The organism is Paucibacter hankyongi, assembly GCF_037482915.1.
In the GTDB taxonomy this organism is placed as follows: domain Bacteria; phylum Pseudomonadota; class Gammaproteobacteria; order Burkholderiales; family Burkholderiaceae_C; genus Paucibacter_A; species Paucibacter_A hankyongi.
In genome coordinates this window covers 468,408-494,829 of the sequence record NZ_JBBHJX010000002.1, presented here as the reverse complement: position 1 = coordinate 494,829, position 26,422 = coordinate 468,408, and the positions used below count along the sequence as shown (strand labels likewise).

22 protein-coding genes are annotated in these 26,422 nt (G+C 63.6%); 7 read left to right on the top strand and 15 right to left on the bottom strand.

Features of this window, described 5'->3' with window-relative positions; genetic code table 11:
- The first annotated feature begins 139 nt into the window (after nt 1-139).
- A complete protein-coding gene (locus tag WG899_RS05685) occupies nt 140-772 on the top strand; it encodes a response regulator (RefSeq protein WP_339594652.1) in 633 nt (210 codons plus the stop codon).
- A gap of 24 nt (nt 773-796) precedes the next feature.
- Here the strand turns inward: WG899_RS05685 and WG899_RS05680 are convergent, their stop codons facing one another.
- Complete coding sequence (locus WG899_RS05680; RefSeq protein ID WP_339594651.1) at nt 797-1,231, bottom strand: hypothetical protein; 435 nt, start codon at nt 1,229-1,231, stop codon at nt 797-799.
- On the bottom strand, nt 1,228-3,108 hold the full coding sequence (locus WG899_RS05675; RefSeq protein WP_339594650.1) for an ATP-binding cassette domain-containing protein: 1,881 nt from the start codon (nt 3,106-3,108) through the stop codon (nt 1,228-1,230). The genes WG899_RS05680 and WG899_RS05675 overlap by 4 nt, the downstream gene beginning before the upstream one ends.
- A gap of 172 nt (nt 3,109-3,280) precedes the next feature.
- Between WG899_RS05675 and WG899_RS05670 the strand changes: the two genes are divergently transcribed.
- On the top strand, nt 3,281-4,081 hold the full coding sequence (locus WG899_RS05670) for a formate/nitrite transporter family protein (RefSeq protein WP_339594649.1): 801 nt from the start codon (nt 3,281-3,283) through the stop codon (nt 4,079-4,081).
- Between the two features lie 82 nt (nt 4,082-4,163).
- On the opposite strand, the gene WG899_RS05665 is transcribed toward WG899_RS05670, so the two are convergent.
- Nucleotides 4,164-4,613 carry a hypothetical protein gene (locus tag WG899_RS05665; RefSeq protein WP_339594648.1) on the bottom strand — a complete coding sequence of 150 codons (450 nt, stop codon included), beginning with the start codon at nt 4,611-4,613 and terminating at the stop codon, nt 4,164-4,166.
- A gap of 266 nt (nt 4,614-4,879) precedes the next feature.
- Between WG899_RS05665 and WG899_RS05660 the strand changes: the two genes are divergently transcribed.
- Nucleotides 4,880-5,026 (top strand): hypothetical protein, encoded by a 147-nt coding sequence (locus tag WG899_RS05660; RefSeq protein WP_339594647.1) that lies wholly within the window; start codon nt 4,880-4,882, stop codon nt 5,024-5,026.
- A gap of 16 nt (nt 5,027-5,042) precedes the next feature.
- Here WG899_RS05660 and WG899_RS05655 read toward each other — a convergent pair whose 3' ends face one another.
- On the bottom strand, nt 5,043-5,906 hold the full coding sequence (locus tag WG899_RS05655; RefSeq protein ID WP_339594646.1) for a helix-turn-helix domain-containing protein: 864 nt from the start codon (nt 5,904-5,906) through the stop codon (nt 5,043-5,045).
- An 86-nt stretch (nt 5,907-5,992) separates the two neighbouring features.
- Between WG899_RS05655 and WG899_RS05650 the strand changes: the two genes are divergently transcribed.
- Nucleotides 5,993-7,372, top strand: a complete 1,380-nt coding sequence (locus WG899_RS05650) for a cytochrome P450 (protein WP_339594645.1) — start codon at nt 5,993-5,995, stop codon at nt 7,370-7,372.
- A 21-nt stretch (nt 7,373-7,393) separates the two neighbouring features.
- On the opposite strand, the gene WG899_RS05645 is transcribed toward WG899_RS05650, so the two are convergent.
- The 3 genes from WG899_RS05645 to WG899_RS05635 are packed head-to-tail and all read right to left on the bottom strand — an operon-like array spanning nt 7,394 to nt 10,670.
- The gene (locus WG899_RS05645; protein WP_339594718.1) at nt 7,394-8,500 is read right to left on the bottom strand and encodes an S-(hydroxymethyl)glutathione dehydrogenase/class III alcohol dehydrogenase; all 1,107 of its coding nucleotides are present in this window, start codon (nt 8,498-8,500) and stop codon (nt 7,394-7,396) included.
- Nucleotides 8,500-9,462: a glutathione synthase gene (gene gshB, locus WG899_RS05640; protein ID WP_339594644.1), complete on the bottom strand. Its 963-nt coding sequence runs from the start codon at nt 9,460-9,462 to the stop codon at nt 8,500-8,502. The genes WG899_RS05645 and gshB overlap by 1 nt, the downstream gene beginning before the upstream one ends.
- Before the next feature lie 41 nt (nt 9,463-9,503).
- A complete protein-coding gene (locus WG899_RS05635) occupies nt 9,504-10,670 on the bottom strand; it encodes a benzoate/H(+) symporter BenE family transporter (RefSeq protein WP_339594717.1) in 1,167 nt (388 codons plus the stop codon).
- Nucleotides 10,671-10,779: 109 nt separating this feature from the next.
- Here WG899_RS05635 and WG899_RS05630 point away from each other — a divergent pair, with 109 nt between their 5' ends.
- Nucleotides 10,780-11,556: a class II glutamine amidotransferase gene (locus tag WG899_RS05630; protein WP_339594643.1), complete on the top strand. Its 777-nt coding sequence runs from the start codon at nt 10,780-10,782 to the stop codon at nt 11,554-11,556.
- A 39-nt stretch (nt 11,557-11,595) separates the two neighbouring features.
- Here the strand turns inward: WG899_RS05630 and WG899_RS05625 are convergent, their stop codons facing one another.
- The 3 genes from WG899_RS05625 to WG899_RS05615 form a co-directional block, all read right to left on the bottom strand.
- Nucleotides 11,596-13,482: a potassium transporter Kup gene (locus WG899_RS05625; protein WP_339594642.1), complete on the bottom strand. Its 1,887-nt coding sequence runs from the start codon at nt 13,480-13,482 to the stop codon at nt 11,596-11,598.
- A gap of 69 nt (nt 13,483-13,551) precedes the next feature.
- Nucleotides 13,552-15,654 (bottom strand): S9 family peptidase, encoded by a 2,103-nt coding sequence (locus tag WG899_RS05620; protein WP_339594641.1) that lies wholly within the window; start codon nt 15,652-15,654, stop codon nt 13,552-13,554.
- A 119-nt stretch (nt 15,655-15,773) separates the two neighbouring features.
- The gene (locus WG899_RS05615) at nt 15,774-18,515 is read right to left on the bottom strand and encodes a TonB-dependent receptor plug domain-containing protein (protein ID WP_339594640.1); all 2,742 of its coding nucleotides are present in this window, start codon (nt 18,513-18,515) and stop codon (nt 15,774-15,776) included.
- A gap of 131 nt (nt 18,516-18,646) precedes the next feature.
- Between WG899_RS05615 and WG899_RS05610 the strand changes: the two genes are divergently transcribed.
- Nucleotides 18,647-19,621, top strand: coding sequence for a LysR family transcriptional regulator (locus tag WG899_RS05610; RefSeq protein ID WP_339594639.1), 975 nt, complete (start codon nt 18,647-18,649; stop codon nt 19,619-19,621).
- On the opposite strand, the gene gshA is transcribed toward WG899_RS05610, so the two are convergent.
- Entirely contained in the window at nt 19,622-20,917 is a 1,296-nt protein-coding gene (gshA, locus tag WG899_RS05605; protein ID WP_339594638.1) for a glutamate--cysteine ligase, read from the bottom strand.
- 133 nt (nt 20,918-21,050) lie between these two features.
- Here gshA and WG899_RS05600 point away from each other — a divergent pair, with 133 nt between their 5' ends.
- Nucleotides 21,051-21,455 carry a response regulator transcription factor gene (locus WG899_RS05600; protein WP_339594637.1) on the top strand — a complete coding sequence of 135 codons (405 nt, stop codon included), beginning with the start codon at nt 21,051-21,053 and terminating at the stop codon, nt 21,453-21,455.
- Between the two features lie 81 nt (nt 21,456-21,536).
- Here WG899_RS05600 and WG899_RS05595 read toward each other — a convergent pair whose 3' ends face one another.
- From WG899_RS05595 to WG899_RS05580, 4 genes are all read right to left on the bottom strand, one after another.
- Entirely contained in the window at nt 21,537-23,111 is a 1,575-nt protein-coding gene (locus WG899_RS05595) for a M4 family metallopeptidase (RefSeq protein ID WP_339594636.1), read from the bottom strand.
- Between the two features lie 358 nt (nt 23,112-23,469).
- The gene (gene amt, locus WG899_RS05590) at nt 23,470-25,017 is read right to left on the bottom strand and encodes an ammonium transporter (protein WP_339594635.1); all 1,548 of its coding nucleotides are present in this window, start codon (nt 25,015-25,017) and stop codon (nt 23,470-23,472) included.
- 40 nt (nt 25,018-25,057) lie between these two features.
- Complete coding sequence (glnK, locus tag WG899_RS05585; protein ID WP_263570651.1) at nt 25,058-25,396, bottom strand: P-II family nitrogen regulator; 339 nt, start codon at nt 25,394-25,396, stop codon at nt 25,058-25,060.
- 31 nt (nt 25,397-25,427) lie between these two features.
- Nucleotides 25,428-26,177, bottom strand: coding sequence for a TorF family putative porin (locus tag WG899_RS05580; protein ID WP_339594634.1), 750 nt, complete (start codon nt 26,175-26,177; stop codon nt 25,428-25,430).
- Between the last annotated feature and the right edge of the window lie 245 nt (nt 26,178-26,422).

Below are 26,422 nucleotides of genomic sequence, written 5' to 3'. Positions count from 1 at the left end.
GCACTGACCGGACGGCGGGCGTGCAATCGTGCCCAGGCCCTCGGCACTTTCACGACACAGTTCAGAACGCCTTCGCGGCAAGCCGCTAACATGAGGGCCAGTGTTGATTCCCGCCCCGCCTGGAGGCCCCGCCCCGTCCATGAGTGCCGATCTGCGTTTTTTAGTGGTTGATGGCCTGAGTGGTGTCCAAACCTTTGCCAGACAAATGCTGGAGGGCTTCGGGCTGCCGGCCGACAGCGTGCGCTGCGCCAGCGACACCGAGGCGGCGCTCGCCCTTGGCCTGGAATTCAAACCCGACTTTTTAATCACCGACTGGTTTCCCAAGGCGGAGCTGAACGGGATCGCGCTGCATCAACGCTTGAAGGAGGTCAGCCCCGGCTGCCGCCTGGCCTTGCTGAGTTTTGTCGTCGGCCCCGAGCAAGAGGCGCAGGCGCAGGCTGCCGGCTCACGCTTTTTGCTGCGCAAGCCCTTCACCGCGGCGGAATTGAAGGCCACCATGAGCCGTTCTCTGGAGGCGCTCGCCAAGGAACGACCGGAACTGCACCAAAGGCTGAGCGCCATCATGCGTGCGGCCAACCCGCCGGGTGCGGCACCGCCGCGCATCGTGCTGCCCGCCATCCCTGTGCCGCCGACACTGAAGCCCGGCGACCGGGTGCGCTTTGGCGACAAGACCGAAACCGTGCAGGTGGTGGTGGTCAGTCATGGTGAACTGGTGGTGCAACTGAAGGGGGGCACGACGCTGATCCCCGCCAGCAAGCTTCAACGGCTGTAGCTTGAACCGCCTCGGCCCGAAGACTCAGGCCATCCAAGCACTCAGGGCCATCAAGACCGGATAGGGAAATGCCACCGTCGGGCGACAGGCACTGCGCAGGTACTCCCGCAGCAAGCCCAAGCCGCCGGCACGCCCGGCCAGCCACTCGCTGTGCAATTGCATCGCCTGCCCAGGCGCCGCATCAGGCTCCCGCAACAAGGCCTCCACACGCAATAAGCGCTCGCCCAGTCGCCCTTGGAAGGTTTTGAAAATGGCTTCTTGCAACCACAGCAAGCCGATCAGCAGCCACAGCCCGCGCGCAACCGCGGCCCAGTGGCTGAAGGCGAGCGCGCACAGCGCCACGGCCAAGAGCTTGATGCCCAAGGCGGCACGCTCGTACTGCTCGTGATGGGCCTGCAAGGCCAACCACTCGGCGCGCAGACCGTCCATCAGACCGTCAAATTCGGGCGCTTGACTCACTTGGCCTCCAGGGCTTCCCAACGCTCCATCAAGGTCAGCAATTCGCTGTCGATGTCTGCGGCCCGCGCGGTCACCTCGGCAATACGGGCCGCGCCCTGGGTGTAGAGCTCGGTGCCGTTCAGCAGTGCATTCAGCTGCACCTGCTCGGCTTCAAGTGCGGCCACCTTGGCCGGCAACTCGTCCAGTTCTCGCTGTTCCTTGTAGCTGAGTTTTTTCTTACTCGCCACCACCGGTGCAGGCGCCGGGGCGGGTGCAGGAGTGGGCGCAGCGGCCGGCGCTTGCTTGGCCTTGGCTTCATTGATGGCTGCCGCGCGCTTGGACTGGATCAACCAGTCTTCCACGCCGCCCTCGTATTCGCGCCAGCGGCCATCGCCCTCGTTGACGATGGTCGAGGTGACCACGTTGTCGAGGAAGCGTCGGTCGTGACTGACCAAAAAGACGGTGCCGTCGTACTCGCTCAGCAACTCTTCAAGCAACTCCAGCGTTTCGATGTCGAGGTCATTGGTGGGCTCGTCCAGCACCAGCACATTGGCCGGCCGCGCAAACAAGCGCGCCAGCAAAAGGCGATTGCGCTCGCCGCCCGACAGGCTCTTGACCGGCGAATTGGCGCGCGCCGGCGAGAACAGGAAGTCGCCCAGATAGCTCTTCACATGCTTGCGCTGATTGCCAATCTCGATCCATTCAGACCCAGGGCTGATGGTGTCGGCCAAGGTGGCATCCAGATCCAAGACATCGCGCATCTGATCAAAGTAGGCCACATTGATCTTGGAGCCCATGCGAACCTCGCCGCTGTCCGGCGCCAGCTGCCCCAGAATCATTTTCAGCAGCGTGGTCTTGCCGGCACCATTGGCGCCGACCAGGCCGACCTTGTCGCCGCGCAGAATCGTCGAGGTGAAGTCGCGCACAATGACGCGGCCGCCGTAACTCTTGTTGACGTTTTCCAGTTCGGCCACGATCTTGCCGCTGGCGCCGCCGGTATCGATGTCCAGCTTGACCTTGCCCTGCACATCGCGCCGGGCAGCGTGGGCCAAACGCATCTGTTCCAGGCGCTGAATACGCGCCACGCTGCGGGTACGGCGAGCCTCGACGCCCTTGCGAATCCACACCTCTTCTTGCGCCAGGATTTTGTCGAAGCGCGCGTTGTAGAGCGCTTCGTTCTCCAACTCATAGGCCTTGGCGGCGGTGAAGGCAGCGAAGTTGCCGGGGTAGCCGCGCAACTGGCCACGATCGAGTTCAACGATGCGGTTCGCGACATTGTCCAAAAAGCTGCGATCGTGGGTGATCAGCAGCAGCGAGCCCTTGAAGCTGTTGAGCAACTCTTCCAGCCAGGTGATGGCGTCCAAGTCCAAATGGTTGGTCGGCTCATCGAGCAGCAACACATCGGGCTGAGCCACCAGCGCGCGCCCCAGGGCTACACGTTTCTTCAAGCCGCCCGACAGCGACCCCACCAGGCGCGAGCCGTCCAAGTCCAATCGGTGCAGGGTCTCTTCGACGCGCTGCTCCCAGTTCCAGGCGCCGATGTGCTCGATGCGCTCGGCCACCCACTCCAGGTCGTCCTCGGGGTCATGAATCTCATAGCGCTCGCGCAAGGCCTTGGCCTCGGCCACGCCCTCGCTGACCGTCTCAAAGATGGTCGACTCGGGGTTCATCACCGGCTCTTGCGGCACATAGACGCTGGTGAGCCCCTGCTGAAGCTGCAGCAGACCGTCATCGAGTTTCTCGATTTGAGCCAGCACCTTCAGCAGCGAGGACTTGCCTGTGCCATTGCGACCGATCAGGCCGACACGCTCACCCATTTCGAGCGAGAACGAAGCACCATCGAGCAGGGCCACGTGACCGTAAGCGAGATGGGCGTTGGAGATAGAAAGGACTGCCATAGCCCTCGATTGTCGTTGACTGGCGCGACGCGGCAAAGTCAGCCGCAAGAAATGCTCGCTAGGCGCGCCCTGCTCAAAGCATTCCTACCGGGCTGACGCCTTGCTTTGCCGCAAGGCTTGGTGAGCGCGCAGCGGTATAAGCTTGAACAAAGAAACACTGGAGCCTCAGCCCATGGCCGAAGTTTTTGGATTCGACGCCTACGCCCCGAAACAAATTGCCGCACGCGTCAGCGAAGTTGGCGTCGGCAAGGCCAAGTTGCCGCTGCTGACGCTGAGTCTGCTCGGCATCTTGGCAGGCGCCTTCATCGGCCTGGGCGCTTTGATGTACGCGCTGGTCCTCAGCGACGCCAGCCTCGGCTTCGCCGCCTCGCGTTTGCTGGGCGGTCTGGTGTTTTCACTCGGCCTGGTGCTGGTCAGCGTGGCCGGCGCCGAGCTGTTCACCGGCAACAACCTGATTGCGATGGCCTGGGCCAGCGGGCGGGTCAGCAGCGCCGCGCTGCTGCGCAACTGGTGCGTGGTGTGCCTGAGCAATTTCATCGGGGCGGCCGGGCTGGCCCTGCTGGTCTGGCAAAGCGCTCACACCGATATGAACGGCGGCGCGGTGGCGCGCACCGTGATCCGCATCGCCAGTGCCAAGGCCAAAATGCCCTGGCAGGAGGCCTTCTTTCGCGGCGTGCTTTGCAATGTCTTGGTGTGCATGGCGGTTTGGATGGGCATGGCCGGCCGCAGCGTCAGCGACAAGCTGATGGTCACCGTGTTCCCTGTGACCGCCTTTGTGGCCGCCGGCTTTGAGCACTCGATCGCGAATATGTACTTTTTCCCGCTCGCCATGCTGCTCGGCGCACCGCTGAGCTGGGGCGATATGTTGGCGAATTTGCTGCCGGTCATTGCCGGCAATATTGTCGGCGGCAGTGTTTTGGTCGCCTTGGTCTACTGGGTCATCTATCTGCGCGCCGACGGCACACCACCCTGAGCCAGGCCTGGACGACAAAGGGGCGATGCAAGCATCGCCCCTTTGTTCATTGAATGGCCCGCTTAGCCGGCCATTTCACACCTTACTTCTTGGTGCCTTCGGTGACGTGCAGCGCAGCGGTCTTGGCGGCCTCGACCGGCTTGGCTGCAACGGCAGGCGTCGTCGCTGGGCTGGTCGTGGCAGCAGGCACGGCAGCTGTCGGGGCTGCGGCCGCCGCGGGTTCGACCTTCTTGGCCTTTTCAGCCTTCTCTGCAGGCTTGGCGATCTTGGCCTCATGCTTGTGGGCTGTGCCGGCTGCGGTGGTCGCTGCGCCGCTGGCGGCCGTCATGGCTGGGGCTACGGCCGTCTTGGCGGCTGTAGTCGCGGCCGGAGCGGTCACAGGGGCGGTCACGGGTGCCGTCACGGCTGTTGCGGCCGGCGTAGTGGCCGGTGCAGTCGCCGTTGGGGCAGCGGGCTTGTCCTGGGCCATGCTCGCTTGTGCGGCGAAAACAGAAATCAAAGCGCCAACAACAGCCACAGAAAACTTTGCCATCTCAATACTCCAATCAATGTGTCGCCATCCGGCGCTGCTGCAACTCTCGTCTTGATTCAGACTTGCTTTGCTGCTGCATCAGTCGCCTGGCCCTGTCACAACGGAGCCCGATCCAAGCTTGTTGACGGCGCAATTGTTAGCAAATGCAAGCAAGGCGAAACAGCGACCCGCATCCGTCAACCAGGCCTCCGTGCGCCATCGCACAGAGACTAGCGGCGAGAACACGCAGACTGGAACCGCATCCCCCATCCACCGGAGTTCCACTCATGTCTAAGATCCAACGCGGCAATAAAGAAGCCAAGAAGCCCAAGCAGGCAACGGCACCACACAAAGATCTGGCCCCCTCGGCCATGGTGCTAACGCCACCCGCCACCGGCGCAGCAAGGCCCGGCGTTCCCTCTTCCAAAAAGTAAGGAAGAGCGAGCGCCTTCAGACCCAGATTCGATAGGCCCAAAAGGCCTCGTCGCTGTCGATGCGCTGGCGCAGCTCTTCGGGGCTGAAGCCGGTGACGCGACGGGTTTCGCGGCACAGATGGGCTTGATCTGCGTAACCGAGATCTTGGGCCAGGGCGCTCCAGATCAACTCACCCGCTTCAAGCTCGCGGCGCACCTGAAAGAAGGCCGCTTCCGAGCGGCTGACGCGACGCAGCGCGCGCATGCTTTGGCCGCTCCACTGCTTGATGCGGCGCTCCACCTGACGCAAGCTGGCTCCGTGGCCGGAGGCTACCGCGCGCGTCGCCAATTGCTGCATCCAATCCCGGTAGCGATGCGGCGGCTGCCCGGCCTGCTGGCAATGCGCTCGCCAGCGCGGCAGCAAGAAGGCCTCCAGAATCTGTTGGCATTGCACTTCATCGCGTGCGGCCAAGATATCGGCACTCATGGCCTGCCACTCGGGGCCCAGCACCGACTCCAGGCTCACGCAGCGGTCCATCAAGCTGCTGAGATCCAGCCCGGTCAGTGCGTGAAAAGCCTCGGGCAGCATGGCCACCATGAAGATGCTGCCACCGCCCTCAGAGCGGAACTGCGCCGGACCGCTGCGAGGCCCCACCACCAGGCTGGGGCCGGGCAGCGCTTGCAAGCTACCATCGGGCAAGACCTGGGCCCCGCGGCCTTGCAGCGCCCAGCTGAGGCCGCAAAACGGTGTAGCCGGGAACCATCCCGTGCGTTGGCCCTCGGTCAAAAAGGCAGCCGGCGTGGTGTCTCGCCACATACAAGAATGCACACAACCGCTCAGGCCCAAACTGGGGGCCAGCAGGCGCGCCACCGTGTCGGGATGCAGGGTCGAGTTGTCCATGCCGGCAGTTTAGTGCGCCCCTGGGCCCCAGACCGGATGTCGCATTCGTTCAAGACCCCAGGCGCCGCATTTCGGATGATGCCGCCATGAACACGCAGACCTTGAACTCCAAACCCCTCACCGCCTTGCCGCCCGGCCCGCCCTGCCATTTCTTCGGCTTCCCCGAATTATTCAAGCTGGGGCGCGACTATCTGGGCCACCTGCAAGGCCTGCAGCAACGCTATGGCGACGTGATTTACATGCGTTTCGGCAATCTCCGCGACTACAGCTTCTTTCACCCCGAACACCTGCGCGAACTGCTGCTGAGCGGGCACGAGCGCATGATTCGCTGGGAGCGCGCCACCGAGGTCTTTGCCGCCGTGCATGGCAACAGCGTGCTGGTGGCCGAAGGCAAGGCCTGGAACGAGAAACGCCGCATGCTGCAGCCAGGCTTCGGCCCCAAGCGGGTGGCTGGCTTTGCCGCCGCCATGGTGGACGCCGGCAGCGCCGCACTGGACAGCTGGCCCGACCAGGCCCAGCTGGACCTGGACTTCGAGCAGGCCATGACCCGCGTGACCATGGACGTCATCATGCGCACCCTGTTCAGCAGCGCCGCCAATGAGGAGGCACGCCTGGCCGAGGAAGCGGTTCGGGTGCTGAGCATCGAAGGCATGAAGGAGATGTACTGGCCCAAGAGCGCGCCGCTATGGGCGCCCTGGAAGACGGGCAAGCGCCATGCCATGCAGGCCTTGGACACCCTGATCCGCCAACACATTGCGGCCCGCAAGGCGCTGCAAGGCGAAGCGCCCGACGACTTGCTGGCCATGTTGATGCAGCTGCGCCACGAGGACGGCCAGCCGCTCAGCGACACCGAATTGCGCGACGAATGCATGACCACCTTCCTGGCCGGCCATGAAACCAGCGCGGCGGCGCTGACCTGGTGGGGCTGGTGCATGGCGGCCAACCCGGAGGCGGCGCAGCAGGCCCGAGAAGAAGTCGAGCGCGTATTGGGCGGCCGGCCGCCCACTTTCGCGGACTTGCCCGCCCTCGGCTATTTGGGGCAGACCATCAAGGAAACCCTGCGCCTCTATCCCGCCGCACCCGCGCTGATGAGCCGCCAAACGAGTGCGCCGATCGAGATCGCTGGGCTGACCATCCCGGCCGGCGCACTGATCCGGCTGACGCCCGGCGTCACGCAACGCGATGCGCGCTGGTTCCCCGAACCCGAAGCCTTCAAGCCGGAACGCTTTGCGCCAGGCGCACCGGAGATTCCACGCGGCGCCTACATGCCCTTTGGCGCCGGCCCGCGCGTCTGCCTGGGCAGCCACTTTGCGCAAACCGAGATCACGCTGATTGCAGCGCTCTTATTGCAGCGCTATGAGCTCCAGGCCGTGCCCGGCGACGCCGCGCCGCGCCCGGTGCTGAACATCACGCTCCGACCGGCCAAGCCGTTACGTTTGCGACTGCTGAAACGCAAGTTGGGCTGAAGCTGAGGGACCGAGCGAGCCTTAGAACTCCACCACCGCGCGGATCGACTCGCCGCGCTTCATCAAGTCGAAGCCTTCGTTGATGCGCTCCAGCGGCAGTTTGTGGGTGATCAGGTCGTCGATATTGAGCTTGCCGTCCATATACCAATCGACGATCTTGGGCACATCGGTGCGGCCGCGCGCGCCGCCAAAGGCCGAGCCTTCCCACTTGCGGCCGGTCACCAACTGGAAGGGCCGGGTGCTGATCTCAGCCCCCGCCGGCGCCACGCCGATGATGATGCTGCGGCCCCAACCCTTGTGGGTGCATTCCAGCGCATCGCGCATCACCTGGGTGTTGCCGATGCACTCAAAGCTGTAGTCGGCGCCGCCATCGGTCAGTTGCACGATGTGGTCGACCACATTCGCTACTTCTTTGGGGTTGATGAAGTGCGTCATGCCGAAACGGCGCGCCATCTCTTCACGCGCGGGGTTCAGGTCAACGCCAATGATCTTGTCGGCGCCCACCATCTTGGCACCTTGAATCACGTTCAAGCCGATGCCGCCGAGACCAAACACCACCACATTGGCGCCCGCCTCCACCTTGGCGGTGAAGAGCACCGCACCGACGCCGGTGGTGACGCCGCAGCCGATGTAGCAAACCTTGTCAAAGGGCGCGTCTTCGCGAATCTTGGCCAGGGCAATGCCGGGCACCACGATGTGATTCGAGAAGGTTGAGGTGCCCATGTAGTGGAAGATGGGCTTGCCGTCGATAGAGAAACGCGAAGTGGCATCCGGCATCAAGCCCTTGCCTTGCGTCGAGCGAATTGCCTGGCAGAGATTGGTCTTGCGCGAGAGGCAGAACTTGCACTGCCGGCACTCGGGCGTGTAGAGCGGGATCACATGGTCGCCGGGCTTGAGCCAGGTGACGCCCTCGCCCACTTCCAGCACGATGCCTGCGCCTTCATGGCCCAGGATGGCGGGGAAGATGCCTTCCGGGTCGGCGCCCGAGAGCGTGTAGTAGTCGGTGTGGCAAATGCCAGTGGCCTTCACCTCCACCAAGACCTCGCCGGCACGCGGGCCGTCGAGTTGCACCTCTTCAATCGTCAACGGAGCGCCGGCCTTCCAAGCCACGGCTGCACGGGTCTTGATCATGTGTTCTTCTCCGAGCGGAGCGCTGCTTCCAGCGCGTCAATGAACATTTTGGCCACATCGAAGCCGGTCTGATCGGTGATTTCTTGGAAGCAGGTCGGGCTGGTGACATTGACCTCGGTGAGGTTCTCACCAATCACATCCAGACCCACCAAGAGCAAGCCGCGAGCGGCCAGAATGGGGCCGACGCTTTCCGCGATTTCACGGTCGCGCTCGCTGATGGCGCGCGCCACGCCCTTGCCGCCGGCCGCCAGATTGCCTCGCACCTCGCCGCCTTGCGGAATACGCGCCAGGCAGAAAGGCACCGGCTTGCCGCCAATCACCAGCACGCGCTTGTCACCGTCCTTGATGGCGGGTAAGTAACGCTGCACCATGACGGTCTCGGCGCCGCCCTTGTTCAGCGTTTCGATGATGGCGCCCAGGTTCATGCCGTCGGCGCCGACGCGGAAGATGCCGGCCCCGCCCATGCCGTCCAGCGGCTTGAGGATGATGTCGCCGTGTTCGGCATGGAAGGCACGGATGGCTGCCTCATTGCGCGTCACCAAGGTGGGAGGGCAGAACTGCGGGAACTGCATCAAGGCCAGCTTCTCGGGATGGTCACGCAGCGCCTGCGGCTTGTTGAAGACGCGCGCACCCTCGCGCTCGGCCTGCTCCAGCAGATGGGTGGCGTAGAAAAACTCGCTGTCAAAAGGCGGGTCTTTGCGCATCAGCACCGCATCGACTTCGGCCACCACCAGATCAACCCGCTCGCCTTCAGCAAACCAGTTGAGCGCATCGCCGGTGAGCATGATGGCACGCGACTGGCGCGCCTCGACCCGGCCGCCGGAGCGCCAGATCAGGTCTTGCGGCTCGCAGGCCCAGAGCTGATGGCCGCGCTTGGCGGCCTCGCGCATCATGGCGAAGGTGGAGTCCTTGTAGGTCTTGAAGGTCTCCAGCGGGTCGGCAACAAACAGCAACTTCATGGTTCACTCGTCCTTTGAAAAGTTCTTGATTCTGATCTGACTCAGCGGCGCCGGTACTGCTGCACCAGCAACGCCAAGCTGCCGGCCAGCACGCCCCAAAACGCCGCGCCAATGCCGGCGATCGACACGCCCGACAGCGTGACCAAAAAGGTCAGGCAGGCCGCGTCGCGATGTTGTTCTTCCTTCAAGGCCGTGGCCATGCCGCCGGCGATGGTGGCAATCAGCGCCAGCCCGGCCACCGCCGCCACCAATTCGCGCGGAAATGCCGCCAGCAGCCCCACCACCGCGCCGCCTGCCAGGCCCAGCGCCAGATACACCAGCCCCGCCATCATCGCGGCCACATAGCGGCGCCGCGGGTCTTCATGGGCTTCGCGGCCATTGCAGATGGCGGCCGTGATGGCCGCCAGATTGAAGGCGAAGCCGCCAAAGGGGGCCAAGACCAAGCCCGCGAAACCAGTTACGGCGATGCTCTTGGAGACGGGAATTTCATAACCGGCGGCGCGCTGGGCCGCCACGCCGGGCAGATTTTGCGAGGCCATGGTGACCAAAAACAAGGGCAGGGCCACGCCCACCACGGCGGCCACGCTCAGCGTTGGCGCGGTCCAGACCGGCCGCGCCCAGGCCCATTCGACCGCCTCCATATGCAAGCCACCCTGCCCCGCGGCGACCAGAATGCCGACCAGCAACACACCCGGCACGGCATAGCGCGGCCACAGCCGTTTGCCGACTAGATAGGCAGCGCCCATCAACAGCACCAAGGCGGGCGCGGTCTTGACGGACAAGACGGCGTCGAGGCCAAAGCGTGTCAGCACCCCGGCCAGCAAAGCTGCGGCGATGGCCAAGGGGATGCGCCCCATCAAGCGCTCGAACCAGCCGGTCAGGCCAAACAACAAGATCAGGCTGGAGCTGACCAGGAAGGCGCCGATCGCCTCGGGCATGGACAGACCCGCGGTGGCGCCGATCAGCGCGGCACCCGGGGTGGACCAGGCGGTCAGGATCGGTTGGCGGGTCCAAGCCGAGAGGCCGAAACTGCTGATCCCCATGCCCAAACCCAAAGCCCAAATCCAGGAGCTGGTCTGCGCGGCGGTAGCGCCCAAGGCTTGGGCGGCCTGAAAGATGATGGCCACCGAACTGGTGAAGCCCACCAGCACCGCTACAAAACCCGCCACAAGTGCCGAGACTGAGAGATCATTGAGCCAACGCTTCATGACCGCAGCATAGCGGCCTGGCGCCAGCGGCGCTGCGCCGCTGGGGGAAGCCGTCAGGTCGGGCGGGGTTTGAGCGAACGAGGCCAACAAGGAAAGCGAGCGAGCAAGCATGTGCAGGTTTCTTGCCTATCTGGGTCCCTCAATTTTTTTGGATGAGCTGATCTGCAAACCGCAGCATTCGCTGGTACGGCAATCCTTGCGCGCCGACCAAGCCAAGGTGGTCACCAATGGCGATGGCTTTGGCATCGGCTGGTATGGCGAACTGCCCTCGCCCGGCATTTACCGCGAGGTGATGCCGGCCTGGTCAGACGAAAACCTGCTGGCCCTGTGCAGCAATGTGCGTTCGCACCTGTTCTTCGCCCATGTGCGCGCCGCCACCGGCACCGGCATCTCGCGGCAGAACTGCCACCCGTTTCGCTACGGGCCCTATCTCTTCATGCACAACGGCCAGATTGGCGGTTACGGCAAGATCCGTCGCGCCATGGAGGCGCGCTTGCCCGACCATCTGTACGCCGAGCGCAAGGGTGCGACCGACTCGGAATTGCTGTTCCTGCTGATCGTGGCGCGCATCGAGACCGGGCAATCGATCCAACAGGCGGTCAGCCAGATCCTTAATGAAACCTTGGCCATGATGCATGTGCTGCACATCCAGGAGCCGCTGCGCTTCGCCGGTGCGCTGGCGGACGGCCACCAGGTGCATGCCTTCCGCTTCTCCAGCGACAAGCGGGCACCGACGCTCTACCTGCGCCGCGATGAGACGAGCCAGGGCTTGGCGGTCGCCTCGGAACCGCTGGCCGACGACCAAGAGGGCTGGGAGCTGATCCCGCCCGGTACCGTCGTGCATCTGGATGAGCGGGGCCACAGCAGCAGCGAACTGCTGAGCTAGGGCTGAGTTAGGGCCTGTCGCCAAGCCCAGCCAAATGCTTCAGATTTCGACCTTGGAGCCCAACTCAACAATGCGGTTGGCCGGCAGGTGCAAGAAGTCTGCCGCCGCCGCCGCGTTGCGGTGCATATTGGCGAACAGCTTTTCGCGCCACAGGGCCATGCCACCATTGCCGCTGGTAGGGATGACGATGTCGCGCGACAGGAAATAGCTGGTTTCCATCTCTTCGATGTGGACGCCATGCGACTGCAGCAGTTTCAGCGCATAGGGCACATCAGGCTCGTTCTTGAAACCGAAATGCAGGCCCACCGCCCAGCAGTCATTGCCCAGCGGCTGCACCTCGACGCGCTTGTCAAAGCCAATCCAGGGCACCTCATGGTGCTTGACGCTGACGAACAGGTTCTGCGCGTGCAGCACCTTGTTGTGCTTGAGGTTATGCAAAAGCGCATTCGGGGTCACGCCGGTCTCGGCCGACAAGAACACCGCCGTGCCCTCGACGCGCACGGGCGGGTTGACGAAGACGGCCTCAAGGAAGCTGGCCAATTCAATGGCGTCTTCACGCAGCTTGTCGCTGAGCTGGCGGCGGCCCTGCTTCCAGGTCAGCATCAGCGTAAACATGCCGATGCCGATCATCAGTGGGAACCAGCCACCGGCCACCAGCTTCAGCATATTGGAACTGAGGAAGGTGACGTCGATGATGAAGAAGAAACCGGTCGCCAGAATGCACAGCGGCAGCGGGTACTTCCAGCCGTAACGAATGACGAAGAAGGTCATCACCGTGGTGATGGTCATGTCGATGGTGACCGCAATGCCGTAAGCGCCGGCCAGCTTGCTGCTGGAGCCGAACAAGACCACGGCCAGCACGATGAAGACAAACAAGCCCCAGTTGACGAAGGGCACATAGATCTGGCCGATGTCACGCACCGAGGTATGCAAGATGCGCATGCGCGGCAAGATGCCCAGTTGCACCGCCTGCTTGGTGACCGAGAAGGCTGCGGTGATGAGGGCCTGTGAAGCCACTACGGCCGCCAAGGTGGCGAGCACGAACAAGGGAATCTCGGCCCAGTCCGGCGCCAAGAGGAAGAAGGGGTTTTTGATGGCCGAAGGCTCGTTCAGAAGCATCGCCCCTTGGCCAAAGTAATTGATCACCAGCGCGGGCATGACCACCCCATACCAAGCGATGCGAATCGGCTTCTTGCCGAAATGACCCAGGTCGGCATAGAGCGCCTCGCCACCGGTCACCACCAGCACCACCGCGCCCAGGGCCACAAAGGCGACCAGCTTGTGGGCCATGCAAAACGCCACCGCGTAGGCCGGATTCACGGCCACCAGCACATGGGGGTTCTCAAGAATATGCGGGAGGCCCAAGAGCACCAGGCTGCCAAACCAAACCAGCATCACCGGGCCGAAGGCCTTGCCGATGCCACCGGTGCCAAAGCGCTGCACTGCAAACAAGCCGGCCAGCACCACCAGCGTCAAGGGCAGGATGGCGTCGTGCATTTGCGGTGCATAGACATCGATACCTTCGACCGCACCCAACACCGTCATCGCCGGCGTGATCACCGCGTCGCCATAGAAAATGGCGGTGCCGAACAGGCCCACCATCAAGAGCACTCGGCGCAGCTTTGGTTGGTCATTGACCGCATTGGTGGCCAGCGCCAGCATGGCGATCAGGCCGCCCTCGCCGTTGTTGTCGGCGCGCAGGATCAGCATCACGTACTTGACCGAGACGATGATGGTCATGGTCCAGAACAAGAGCGAGAGCACGCCCAGGATGTTGTCGGCCGTCGGCGCGACATGGCCGCCGTGGAACACCTCCTTCAGCGCGTACAAAGGGCTGGTGCCGATGTCGCCATAGACGACCCCGAGAGCGCCGAGGGTCAAACCGGCCAGGGCCGATGGCGAATGCGCCGAATTGGGTGAACTCACGTGATGTTGCTGCAGCCGAGGCAGCGTCAAGCCAAAAGTGCTATTTTGCGCCTGCTTTGCTGCACCGCGTCAATTCGCGTTTTCCACCGTCGCGGCAGCGTTGCCATTTGGCATCGCCGCTGCGCCAGCGGGCTCCGCGCTCGGTTCGGCCGCTGGCCCGGCCGTGACCCGGCGCACAAACTCGATGGTGGCCTGGAACAGGTAGTCGCGGTTGTCGGCCTTGGTGAAGCTGTGGCCCTCGTCCTCGGCGGTCAAGAACCACACCGGCGTGCCATGCGCACGCACCGCCTGCACCATCTGCTGCGCCTCGGCATATGGCACGCGCGGGTCATTGCGGCCATGCACCACAAAGAGCGGCTTCTTGACTGCATCGGCGCGATTCAGAGGCGAGATCTGTTGCAGGAACTCACGCATCTTCGGGTCGCGCTCGTCGCCGTATTCACCGCGCCGGTTGTCGCGCCGGTAGCTTTCGGTGTTCTCCAGGAAGGTGACGAAATTGGCGATGCCGACCCGGCAGATGCTGCCGGCAATGCGCTTGGATTCATGCACCGAGACGGCCAGCGACATATAGCCGCCGTAGCTGCCGCCGGCCACCACCACCTTGCCCGCGTCCATGTCGGCCCGTGTGGCAATCAGGTCCAGCAAGGCACTGATGTCCTTGACCGAATCCTCGCGGCGGCGGCCGTTGTCCAGACTGAGGAACTTCTTGCCGAAGCCATCCGATCCGCGCACATTTGGCAGGATCACATGCATGCCCATCACCTCGACCAGATGGCGCAGCGTGGCGTTCAGATAGCCGGGCCGCGACTGCGACGAAGGCCCGCCATGAATGCTGATGTAGACCGGCCGTGGCCCCTTGAAGCGGGCCGGTGGGGCGATGTGCAGGCCCGAGATGCTCAACCCGTCAAAGCTGGTCCAGCGCAGGCTGGCGTATTCGCTGCTGCCAGCGGTCGCTGATGCGGCGGCGCTGTCGTCCACACCGGTCCAGGCCTGCACCTCCGCACTATTCAGGTCCAAGACCTGGATGCGCCCCGGATGCTGCGCCGACAGATGGTCAAAGGCGAGCAGCGGCAGGCGTGCATGCCAGCGCGGGTTTTGAATCAAACCGGCCGGCAGCTTCTGAGCCACCCGCTGCGGCGCGGCTGCCGCGCCGGGCGTGTACAGGCGCAGCACCGAGACGCCGTCCTCGTTGTGGACCAGCGCAAAGGGCTTGTCGCTGCCCGCCGGCGGCGTGGCCATGGCCTCCAGATCGGCCTTGATGTCGGCCAACAGACCTTTGCGATGGCCGCTCTCCAGGCCCAGCGAACTGAGCAGCCGGAACTCGCTATTCAGCACGCGACGACCCCACAGCAACTCTTCCTCGGCCTCGGCCAGATCCGCATCGGACGCGGCCACCGAAGCGCCCAGCGCCCGTGCGGCGCCCTCGCCCAGCGGGTTGAAGCGCAGCGTCTGGCTGCGTCCGGCTGCGGTCAGGTTCACCACCACGAGTCCGCTGCTCGAGACACGCAGGTCGCTATAGCGCCCGCCCTCGGACACGCCGAGGCTGCGGCTGTTCTCCGGATTGAGCGGATCGACCCAAACCAATTGGCTGTTCGACTTGCGGGCGCCGCCCTGCAGGGCCGGATCGGCATGTTTGTCCAAACGGTCCAACACATAGACCAGGCCGCGCCCCTCAGGCAGGAAGGCAAATTCGCTGACGCGCCCCCCCACCGGCGTCAGAGCCTGCGGCTCCTCGGTCGGGCTGAGCAAGGCCTTGGCATCACCCGGCTGCATTCGGTAAAGGCGGTAGGCCTCATCGCCACCTTGGTCGCGGCTGAAGACCAGATAGTCGCCGCGGCTCGGCTCCCAGCGGGCAGTCTCGACCTTGTCGCGGCCCCGTGTCAGCGGCCGCGGCTTGGCGCCCGGTTCGGCCAGGCTGTGCAGTTGCAAGCTGCCGCCGGCCGTGGCCAGCACCAACATCTCGGCGCGCAGCGGATGCCAGTCGACAAAGCGCACCGCACTCGGCTCCTTGCGCTCCGCCGTGAGCACCCGCTCGAACACGGGAATGCCATCGGCCAGCAAGCTGGCTACTGGTTGCACTGGTTTGGCCGTAGCTGAGACAGCGGGCAGCCACAAACAGACGATCAGGCTCAAACCAAGCAGGCGGTGGGTTCTGAAATTCATAGAAAGCATGCGCATACCAAAAACTCACCGCCCCGACCTAACAGCCAGTTCAGTCAGCATCCAAACAAAACTGCCGGGCCGCTGCTGACAGCAGGGCCCGGCAAGCGGAAAGAACAGCAGGCCGACGATCAGAACTCGTAACTGGCGCTGACCGACAGATAGCGGCCGTAGGGGTTGCTATAGGTGCTGTCGAAACCGGTGTCACCTTCGGTCGGATCAAACGGCGGCTTGGAACCGGTGAAGTTGCGCAGCGTGGCGCCAATCTTCATGCCACCAAAACCACGGTAAACCAGCGACACATCGCCGGTCACCCATGCGGCCATCGTACACAGGTCTTCACGCTTGGCATCGACCAGTTCGGCCTGGCAGGTGCTGGTGGCGCCATGGCTGCGGAAGCTGCCGGCGTAGTTGCTGGTCACGGTCATCGACCATGGGCCACGGTCCCAATCCACGCTAACCCTGCTCTTGATTCTGGGCACACCATAGAAGCCCAGCGTCTCGATCACCGGCTGGCCGTCTTCGGTCTGCCGCTTGCGGGTCAGCATGCGCGAGCCACTGAACTTGAGCTTGAAGTCATTGCCCTCAATGGCCTTCCAGCGGTAGCTGGTCTCAAAATCGATGCCCCCGGTTTGCGACTGGGACAGATTGCGGAACTGGCGCAGCACCTGGGTGATCTGTCCCGGCTTGCCCGGCACATCGCTGCTCAGACGAATCACCGCGCCGGGGAATTCCGACTCGCGGTCGATCACTTGTTGAGCGCTCAGGCGATCCACTTCGCCCTTGCGATCGAAGTACCAGGCATCCAGCACCAACTCGGCCCCGCGGGTCGGCTCGAACAGCAGGCCCAGGGTGTAGGACTTGGACTTCTCCGGCTGCAAGGCCGGGTTCGACAGGTTGACGCTGGAGATGCGGCGCTCGCAGTCATCATTGCCGGTGCTCTTGACCGGGCAGAGCTGCTTGTCCTGCACGGTCGAGAAGGCGAACACCGCCGACTTGGCGATCTGCGACAGCGACGGCGCGCGAAAACCTGTGGCCACGGTGCTGCGCAGGGCCACAGCCTCGCTCAGCTTGTACTTGGCGCCCAGCTTGCCCGTTAGGGACGAACCGAAGTCGTTGTAATGTTCGCCGCGCAAGGCGATCTGGGTCTCCAGGCCCTTGAAGAAAGGCAGTTGCAACTCGGCGTAGGCGGCCGAAACATTGCGGGAGCCACTGGCCTCGCCAATGCCGCGGCCAATGATGTCGCCCTTGGCCATCAGCGGGTCGGCTTCGACCGAGAAGGTTTCGCGCCGCAGTTCACCGCCCAGGCCCAGCATCATCGCGCCACCGGCCATTTGGCCGAGTTCGCGGCTGCCGCGCGCATCGACGGAGCTGGTCACGCTGCGGCCTTCATCCAGCGTGTTGCGGGCGATGCCGGCAATCGCCTCGGGCGTGTTGTTTCCGCCGAATCGGTAGCTGCCGCTGGCCAAGGCCTGATTCAGGCCCGACAGACTCAAGCGCCCCTCACCGATGCGCTGATTCTTCTGGATATGGTGCAGCAGGCCGGTGTCGATGTCCCAGCCGGCCAGCGTGCTGGTGGCGCTCAAGACCATGCGCAGGTTGTCGGCCACGCTGCTACTCGACGCGGGGATGTCGGCGAAGCGATAGCGCAGACCCAGCACGGTCGGCTTGGTGAAGCTGTAGCTGCTGCTGCCGACCTTCATGACGACTGGCTTGGCCACGGTCGCCAAACGGGTCGGGTTGTCGGGGTGGGTGCCGGGCAGGGCCAGGCCGTTGAAGAGCACCGGATTGCCCTTCGCATCACCCCATTGCGTCAGCGACTCGGTGCGCGAGGTGGGCACATCGGTATAGGCGCTCTCGACCCGCGAGGCGAGCAATTCGGCCGAAATCGTCGTGTCCTTGTTGAGCGCAAAACTGCCGCGCAGGAAGCCGGCCTTGCGGGTCTGGTCGCCGGTGTATTGGATGCCGGCCGCGTCGGCGTTGTATTTGCAGATCGGCACCGCATTGGTGGCCGAGGTCGGCAACTGGTTCTCGGCCGCACAACCCGGCAGCATGGCCCGGAAGCTGCCAGACTTGCCATTGTTGTAGGTGTACAGATTGCCGGGGTAGGCGCTGCTGCTGTCGATCGCCAGGCGCGCGAACAAAGGGCCGAACAGGTCCTGGCGCACCAGGTTCGGCGCCTCGGTGATCATCACTCCGTCGCGTTTGTAGACGTCGATGCCGCCGAAGACATTGAAGCCATCGGTATCCAGATTGCCAAAGCCCAGCATGGCGCTGCCGGTGGCGGTCTTGAACAGCCCATCGGTGAGGCGCTGCTGCGCGTTGAAGGACAGCAACTTACCTTGGTAGTCGCGGCGCAAGATGATGTTGACGACGCCGGCCATCGCGTCCGAGCCATACAACGAGGAGGCGCCGTCCTTGAGGATTTCAATGCGCTCAATCGCCGAGACCGGGATCGAGTTGATGTTGAAGACAGTCGACTGACCCGAGTTCGGGTCGACCACGGCCGCCGGCGCCAGGCGTCGCCCATTGACCAGGGTCAGCGTTGCGGCCGAGCCCATGCCGCGCAGTCCGATGGAGGCAGTGCCGGTGGCGAAGCCATTGCCGGTGTCCATATCGTTGAGGCTGCCGGTGCCGGTGGCACTGTCCATGCGCAGCAACTCATCCAGCGAGGTGGCACCGCTGCGCTCAATCATCTGGCGCGAGATCACGCTGACCGGGGCCGGGGTTTCCGAGTCGGTTCGCTTGATCATCGAACCGGTGACTTCGACCCGATCCAGCTTCGATGCCGGCGCCTGAGTCGTGTTCTGGGCCTGGGCCAGCCCAATGAAAGAGAGAACCGCCAAGGCGATCAGGTGATGACGTTGTTGCACAAATGTCTCCGTTGTTTTGAAGCAGTGGTATTCCCGTGCAACTGCCACAAGCCTGGCGCAGCGCACTAGCGGCGCGACGTTAAGGGAATGTGTCCAAACGTCTATGAGGATTGGTTTGCTAAAGTTTCCGGATGGTTATTTCGAGTTCGGCCCCTACCCCAACGCCCTCGCCCGAGGCCGCAGAGAGCTTCATCAGCCGCCGACTCAGCCTGCGCCATCTGCGCGTCTTGTTGGCGCTGTCAGAGGCGGGCAGCCTCAGTGAGGCGGCCGAAAACCTGCATGTCACCCAGCCAGCCGTCAGCAAGGCGCTGGCCGAAATCGAGGCCGGGCTGGGACAAACCCTGTTCCAACGCCGCGGCCGCAGCCTGCGCGCAACACCGCTGGGTCAGCGGCTGATCGAGCTGGGCAAAAAACTGGAGGCCGACCTGCAGCGCGGCAGCGGCGATGTGGCCTCGATGGTGCGTGGCGCCTCGGGAGAATTGCTGATCGGGGCCACCAATGCGGCACTCGCCCAGGTGTTGCCGGACGCGATGGCGGCGATGAAGCTGGAGTACCCCAACATCACGCTGAGCGTGCGCACCCATGCGCTGACGGCGCTGATCAATGAGCTGCGCGAGGGCCGCCTGGATCTGGTCATTGCCCGCATGCCGCCGCAGGACATGCCGGCCGATCTGCATGCCCACTGCCTACTGGCCCAGCGCGAGGTCTTGGTCATCAGCACCGCGCATCCGCTGGCCAAGGGCAGCGCCAAGCTTGGCTGGGACACGCTCAACAGTCAGGGCTGGATTTGGCCGCTGCCGGGCACCCGCTCACGCTTGCTGCAGGACCGCCTGTGGCAGAGCATGAACCTGCCGCTGCCCACCAATCTGATCGAGACCGGCGATATCACCTTGACGCTCAGCATGATGAAGCGGATGCCGCTGCTGACCATCCTGCCCTTGCATGTGGCGCGCATCGCGGCGCAAAACGAGCTGGTGAAAATCCTGCCGCTGGACGCCGACCTCGGCCTCGCCGACCTGACGCTCTGGCACCTGCCCGAACCTCAAAGCCCGGTGGTCGAACGCTTCAAGCAACTGCTGAGCGTGGCGGCCGAGGTGCGGGCCTGATCAGGCGTAGACCTCGGCTTCGGGGTCGGTCACTTCCAGTTCGTAACTGGCCGCCAGCATCGCCAGTCGGGCGATCACGCCGTACATATAGAAGCGGTTGGGTCCGCTGGCGCCGGGTTTCTCACCCGGCCGCGGCAACTGTGAGGCCTGCGAAAAGGCCAGCGGCACAAAGCTGGAGCCGGGCGAGTTGAGGTTCTCGTCCGCGCCCCGGTCGGCGTGCACCCGGTAGAAGCCACCCACCACATAGCGGTCCATCATGTAGACCACCGGTTCGGCGACGGCCTCGTTGACACGCTCGTGCGTGACCACGCCTTCTTGAACGATGACCTGGTGCACCTCTTGGCCGTCCTTGATAACGCTCATCTTGTTGCGCAGGCGCCGGCTCGGATCGGCCAGTTCCTTGGCATCGCGCACGGTCAGGATACCCATGCCGTAGGTGCCCGCGTCGGGCTTGACGACAACAAAAGGCTTCTCCTGAATGCCGTATTCCTTGTACTTCTTGCGTGTCTTGCTGAGCACCATGTCGACCTGGGCCTGCAAGGCCTCCAGTCCCTGGCCTTCATTGAAGTCAATGCCGGTGACCGGCACGGTCAATGGGTTGATCAGCCAGGGGTCCATGCCCAAGAGCTTGGAGAATTTCTTCGCCACATCTTCGTAAGCCTTGAAGTGCTGGCTCTTGCGCCGCACGGTCCAGCCGGCATGCAGCGGTGGCAACAGGTATTGCTCGTGCAGATGCTCCAAGACGCGCGGCACACCGGCCGACAGGTCGTTGTTGAGCAAGATGGTGCAGGGGTCAAAGTCCTTCAGGCCCAGGCGGCCGCGGTTGCGCAGCAGCGGCTCCACCGTCAAAGTGCTGCCATCGGCCAAGCTCAGCTCGGTCGCTTCGGTGACGGCGGGGTCCAGTGAGCCGAGCCGCACATTCAAGCCGGCCTGCGTGAAGATGCGCTTCAGCGTGGCCACATTGCTCAGGTAGAAGGTATTGCGGGTGTGGTTCTCGGGGATCAACAAGAGGTTTTTGGCCTCGGGGCAGATCTTCTCGATGGCGGCCATGGCCGCCTGCACCGACAGCGGCAACATGTCCGGCGTCAGATTGTTGAAACCACCCGGGAATAGATTGGTGTCCACCGGGGCCAGCTTGAAGCCAGCATTGCGCAGGTCAACCGAGCTGTAAAACGGCGGCGTATGCTCCATCCACTCAAGCCGGAACCAGCGTTCGATGGCCGGCATCGACTCCAGCACGCGCTGCTCCAGTTCGTTGATCGGGCCGGTCAATGCGGTGATGAGATGGGGAACCATGGCGTGAGATTAGCAGCAGGCTAGCGTTTGATTCTAGAGACCTGCGCATGTGGGGTCGAAGCATCAAATGCCAAGCCCGGCAGAAGGTACAAACAGGAATATGCTTGCGCTGTGAGCATTCGATGGGACCCGCATGAAAGCCAAGATACTCGTCGTTGAAGATCATGCCGACATCCGCCGCCTGGTTCGCTGGGCGCTCGAAGATACCGGCCACACCCTGCAAGAAGCGCCGAACGGCACCTTGGGCCTGGAGTTGGCCCGCACCATGCGCCCGGACCTGGTTTTTTTGGACGTGATGATGCCGGGCGGCCTAGACGGCATCGAGGTTTGCGCGCAGATTCGCAAGGACCCGGCGCTGGCCCATACGCTGATCGTCATGCTGACGGCGGACGCAGCCCAGCAGACCAAGGCCAAGTCGCTGGCAGCCGGCGCCAACTTCTTCTTGCCCAAGCCCTTCAGCCCGGCCAAATTGCTCGAGTTGACCGAGGTGCTGCTGAACAACCGACCCAAGGCCGCGCCGGCCACCGAACGCGAATAAGACGCCGCGCCACAAAAAAAGGGGTGCCCGTGGGCACCCCTTTGCATTGACAAGCGGCGCCGCTTGATCGGCGCGGCGCTATCAGTTCACACCCACCGCCTTCCAGGCCGCGGCCACTTCGGTCGAATAGTCGCGACCCAAAGTGCCGGTCAACTCGGCCGCGGCGGCCAAGGTGGCGGCGCGCGCGCCGGCGTAGTTGGTGTTGGAGGTCATCTTGGTCGTCAAGGCGCGGTACCAGATCTTGGCCGCGGCGGTGCGGCCGATGCCCGTGACCAGGGCCGAGCCGGTGGCCACGCGGGTGTCGCCGGCCTGGCAGGTGGGGCTGGCGCCATAGCTGCTATTGCTGCCCTCTGCCAGCAAGAAGAACAAATGATTGGCCACGCCCGAGCTGTAGTGCACATCCAGGCTGCCCACACCGGCGTACCAACAATCGGCCGAGGCGCCGTCGGCGCTGGGCTTGATCATGCTGCGCATCCAAGGCGACTTGATCATGATCTTTTCGCCGATCAGATAGTCACCGGCGTCGGAGGCGCTGTTGGCATAGAACTCCACCATGGTGCCGAAGATGTCCGAGGTGCCTTCGTTCAGGCCACCCGATTCGCCGGAGTAGGTCAGATTGGCGCTGCGGCTGGTCACACCGTGGGTCATTTCGTGACCCGCCACATCCAAGGACACCAGCGGGCGCAGATTGGTGCCATCGCCGTCGCCATAGCTCATGCAGAAGCAGGAGTCCGACCAGAAGGCGTTGTTGTAGGCCCGGCCATAGTGCACGCGGTTGTAGGCGCCCTTGCCGTCATTGGCGATGCCATTGCGGCCATGGACATTCTTGTAATAGTCCCAGGTCATGGCGGTGCCGTACTGGGCGTCGACGGCAACGGTGGCCAGATCGCTGGTGGCGTTATTGCCCCAGCTGTTGTCGGTGTCGGTGAAGATGGTGCCGCCACTGGTGCGGTTCTTCATATTGGTGGTGTACTGGCTGCCACGGCTCAAATCGCGCAGCTCGTAGCCACCGGTGACGCTATTGGTGCTGAGGGCCACATTGCCGCTGAACAAGCTCTTGCCGGTTCCGGCCGCCGTGGCGGTATGGATGTCATCCCAGGCGTCGAGTTGGGCGCCGTTATGCGCGTCGATGATCACATGCTTTTCAAACGGCGTGCCATCGGCTTTGTCACCGGCCACCTTCACCTCCCAGGCCAATTGCGGCAGGTCGCCGCGAGCATAGACAACCAACTCGGGGTGTTGCATCAGGGCGCCGCCGTGCGCGGCCTGCGCCAGGCGCAGCGCCTCGTGCGCCTTGACGCTGGCCTTGCCGTCCACCTTGGCTTCGTGCCTGAGCGTATGACGAATTTCCTGCAGGCTGCCCTGGCGGCTGGAACGCACGATCAAATCACCGCCGATGACGCGCATGCCCTTGAAGGTGCGGTCAAAGCGCACATGCTCGGTACCATCGGCATCGATGAGCACATCGCGGGTCTGGTAGCCGTGATCACTGTTGTGCAAGCTGCGGCCGGCAAAGCCGTGCACATGCTCTAGCGCGCGAGCTTCTGCCTTGGCGCGATCGGCCAAAGCGCTGCTCGGCGCGAAGGCCATAGCGGCCAAGAGCGCGGAGACGGCGAGTGCCAGGGGACGATGGGACTGTGGGGACCTAGTTGCCATGATTTCCTCGTGATGCTGTAGGGGTGGACTCATCTCTCGGGAAGAGGGGGTTTGCGCTCAAGGGGTCACCTTGATCAGTCGCAAGAGCCCCAGTGTTCCGGCCCGCCGTCACCGCGCCCATCATGTCTATCCCTGTCGGTGTCTTCCCCGCTTGCCATTTGTGCGAATAGTGAAGTATTTACATTGCAGCAATATCGTGTCGCCAGCCCTCGCACCGGCGCCACCGACAGGCCGCGCCGACAGAACTTGCCCATCGGACATAAAAAAAGCTGCCCGAAGGCAGCTTGTGGGTTCTCACTCGCGGGCGGGGCGGCCGGGCGGTTCACACCGCCGCGGCTGCGCACCCGAGTTCAAAACATCACTTGTGATACGCGGTTTCACCGTGCGAGCTGATGTCCAGGCCTTCGCGCTCTTCCTCTTCGCTGACACGCAGGCCGATCACCAGGTCCACCACCTTGTAGGCGATCACCGACACCACAGCCGACCAGACCACGGTCACACCGACGGCCTTGGCCTGGGTCCAGACTTGGGCAGCGATGGAGTAAGCGTCGGGCGTGATCATCGAAGCCGTCACCCAGTCGCCGACGGCGCTTGGGCCGCCCAGGGCGGGAGAGTTGAAGACACCAGTCAACAAGGCACCGACGATGCCGCCCACACCGTGCACGCCGAAGACGTCGAGCGAGTCATCCACGCCCAACAGCTTCTTCAAGCCGGTCACACCCCACAGGCAGGCAAAGCCAGCCACAAAGCCGATCACCAAGGCGCCACCGACGCCCACATTACCGGCGGCCGGCGTGATCGCCACCAGACCCGCCACTGCACCCGAAGCCGCACCCAGCATCGAAGCCTTGCCCTTGTGCAGCGCTTCACCGATGGACCAGGCCAACACTGCGGCCGCGGCGGCCACAAAGGTGTTGATGAAGGCCAGCGCAGCAAAACCATTCGCTTCCAAGGCAGAGCCGGCGTTGAAACCGAACCAACCCACCCACAGCAGCGAAGCTCCGACCATGGTCAGCGTCAGGCTGTGCGGGGTGAAGGCTTCCTTGCCGTAACCGACGCGCTTGCCAATCATGTATGCACCGACCAAGCCGGCCACGGCGGCATTGATGTGCACCACGGTGCCGCCGGCGAAGTCCAGCGCGCCCCATTGCCAGATCAAACCAGCCTTGCCATTCATTTCATCGACCACACCCGCAGCGGTGTAGGCGTCAGGGCCCATCCAGAACCAGACCATATGGGCAATTGGCAGATAGCTGAAGGTGAACCACAGGGCCAGGAACATCAGCACGGCGCTGAACTTGATGCGCTCGGCAAAGGCGCCAACGATCAGGCAGGCGGTGATGCCAGCGAAGGTGGCCTGGAAGGCGGCGAAGACGATTTCCGGAATGACCACGCCCTTGCTGAAGGTGGCGGCATTGGCGAAGGTGCCGGCGACGTTGTCCCAGATGCCCTTCATCATCAAGCGATCGGTGCCGCCGATATAGGCATTGCCTTCGGTGAACGCCAGGCTGTAGCCATAGATGACCCACAGCACCACGATCATCGAGAAGGCCACCATCACCTGCATCAGCACCGACAGCATGTTCTTGCTGCGCACCAAGCCGCCGTAGAACAGGGCAAGACCTGGCACCGTCATCATGATGACCAGCAAGGTGGACAACATCATCCAGGTGGTGTCGCCCTTGTTGGGCACCGGTGCCGGGGCAGCTGCGGCCGACGCTGCATCGGCCGGCGCCGAAGCGGCGGCTGCGGGAGCGGCTGCTTCAGGCGCCGCCGCGGGGGCAGCGGCCGACGCCATGGCCACCGGCGCGGTGGCTGCGGCGGCCGAAGCGGCCTCGGATTGCGCCCAGGCGGCCGGTGCGAACACCGCTGCGGCCAGCGCCAGGCTCACAAGAAATTTTTTCATATCTGTTTCTCCAACGGAAAAATTGCTGCCGAGCCCGCGCTCAAAGCGCCTCGTTGCCGGTTTCACCGGTACGGATACGCACCACCTGATCGAGCGGCGACACAAAGATCTTGCCGTCACCGATCTTGCCGGTCCGCGCGGCAGCTTCAATGGCCTCAATGACCTGTTCCACCACCGCATCATCGACGGCCGCTTCGATCTTCACCTTGGGCAGAAAGTCCACCACGTATTCGGCGCCACGGTACAGCTCGGTGTGGCCCTTTTGGCGGCCAAAGCCCTTCACCTCGGTGACGGTCAGGCCCTGCACACCGATGGCGCTCAAGGCCTCGCGGACCTCATCCAGCTTGAAGGGTTTGATGATGGCGGTGATCAGTTTCATTGCATCTATCTCCTGTAACTCGGTTCTTGATTTAGAAGGTCTTCTTGACCGACACCACAAAGCCGTCTTTGCCCAGATTCTTCAAGCCGGGGCCGCCGACATAGGCCTTGGTGTCGGTGCCGACGATGGCGGCGCCAAAGGTGAAGCCGGCGTAGTCCTTGTTCAGGGTCAGCGAATAATCGGTGTAGCTGCCGGCGCTGTTGTTCTTGACCTTTTGGTAGCCGACATGCGGGACCAGCGTGAAGCCAGCGCCGACGTCGAAACTGGCCGTCACATCCAGATAGCCGCTGCCCTTGCTGTCGGCGGTGCCGAACAGATTGGTGACGCTGTGCGAGTACTTGGCCGTCAGCGGGCCGAAGCTCAGCGCGGTGTAGAGCTCGGTGGTGTTGGCGCTAGGGCTCAGATCATTGCTGGGATAGATGTAGGTCAGCGCACCGACGTCCAGCGTCAGGCCGCTGGCGATCTCCGTCTTGTAGCCGCCATAGACGTCGATTTCGACCGAAGCGCCGCCGTTGTAAGGCGCGTCCTTGATCCATTTGATGGTCGAAGCCCAGGTGCCGATGTAGAAGCCGCTCTCGAACGCGTAATCAGCACCACCTTGCAGCGCCGGGTCCAGGCGGGACTGCGAGATGCCGCGATAACGGTACTCATTGACCAGGCTGATATTGAAGGACAAAGGGCTCGCGGCAGGTGCAGCGGCCGCCTCTTCGGCGTGCGCCGTCCCGACGGGCAGTGCAGCGAGGGTCACAAGAGCAAAACAAGCAGCAAGAGTCGACTTCATCACGAGGTTCCTGTCTATTGAATGGAGAGGGAGGCGGAAGGAGAGTTTCAAAAGGACTTGTCTCTACCTCAGCAGCTTTCGTGCCAACTCGCTCAAATCGAATTCAGCCCCACACCACGGCAAGGCGGACGGTTTTGAGCGGCTGCCGGGCAGTTACCGCACCAAACTGGGCCATCCAACCGACTCGGCGACCCGAGCCTGCGCACCGTTTCTGTGCAGTCACCGCTGCAGCCCCTTGAAGTGCA

Excerpts from the sequence above, each read along its gene's own strand:
- WG899_RS05635 (WP_339594717.1), bottom strand. The coding sequence starts at position 10,670 with ATGAAGCGTTGGCTCAATGATCTCTCAGTCTCGGCACTTGTGGCGGGT.
- WG899_RS05600 (WP_339594637.1), top strand. The coding sequence starts at position 21,051 with ATGAAAGCCAAGATACTCGTCGTTGAAGATCATGCCGACATCCGCCGC.
- WG899_RS05610 (WP_339594639.1), top strand. The coding sequence starts at position 18,647 with ATGGTTATTTCGAGTTCGGCCCCTACCCCAACGCCCTCGCCCGAGGCC.
- gshA (WP_339594638.1), bottom strand. The coding sequence starts at position 20,917 with ATGGTTCCCCATCTCATCACCGCATTGACCGGCCCGATCAACGAACTG.
- WG899_RS05665 (WP_339594648.1), bottom strand. The coding sequence starts at position 4,613 with ATGGCAAAGTTTTCTGTGGCTGTTGTTGGCGCTTTGATTTCTGTTTTC.
- amt (WP_339594635.1), bottom strand. The coding sequence starts at position 25,017 with ATGAAAAAATTTCTTGTGAGCCTGGCGCTGGCCGCAGCGGTGTTCGCA.
- WG899_RS05655 (WP_339594646.1), bottom strand. The coding sequence starts at position 5,906 with ATGGACAACTCGACCCTGCATCCCGACACGGTGGCGCGCCTGCTGGCC.
- WG899_RS05650 (WP_339594645.1), top strand. The coding sequence starts at position 5,993 with ATGAACACGCAGACCTTGAACTCCAAACCCCTCACCGCCTTGCCGCCC.
- glnK (WP_263570651.1), bottom strand. The coding sequence starts at position 25,396 with ATGAAACTGATCACCGCCATCATCAAACCCTTCAAGCTGGATGAGGTC.
- WG899_RS05660 (WP_339594647.1), top strand. The coding sequence starts at position 4,880 with ATGTCTAAGATCCAACGCGGCAATAAAGAAGCCAAGAAGCCCAAGCAG.
- WG899_RS05630 (WP_339594643.1), top strand. The coding sequence starts at position 10,780 with ATGTGCAGGTTTCTTGCCTATCTGGGTCCCTCAATTTTTTTGGATGAG.
- gshB (WP_339594644.1), bottom strand. The coding sequence starts at position 9,462 with ATGAAGTTGCTGTTTGTTGCCGACCCGCTGGAGACCTTCAAGACCTAC.
- WG899_RS05580 (WP_339594634.1), bottom strand. The coding sequence starts at position 26,177 with ATGAAGTCGACTCTTGCTGCTTGTTTTGCTCTTGTGACCCTCGCTGCA.
- WG899_RS05675 (WP_339594650.1), bottom strand. The coding sequence starts at position 3,108 with ATGGCAGTCCTTTCTATCTCCAACGCCCATCTCGCTTACGGTCACGTG.
- WG899_RS05620 (WP_339594641.1), bottom strand. The coding sequence starts at position 15,654 with ATGCTTTCTATGAATTTCAGAACCCACCGCCTGCTTGGTTTGAGCCTG.
- WG899_RS05670 (WP_339594649.1), top strand. The coding sequence starts at position 3,281 with ATGGCCGAAGTTTTTGGATTCGACGCCTACGCCCCGAAACAAATTGCC.
- WG899_RS05595 (WP_339594636.1), bottom strand. The coding sequence starts at position 23,111 with ATGGCAACTAGGTCCCCACAGTCCCATCGTCCCCTGGCACTCGCCGTC.
- WG899_RS05685 (WP_339594652.1), top strand. The coding sequence starts at position 140 with ATGAGTGCCGATCTGCGTTTTTTAGTGGTTGATGGCCTGAGTGGTGTC.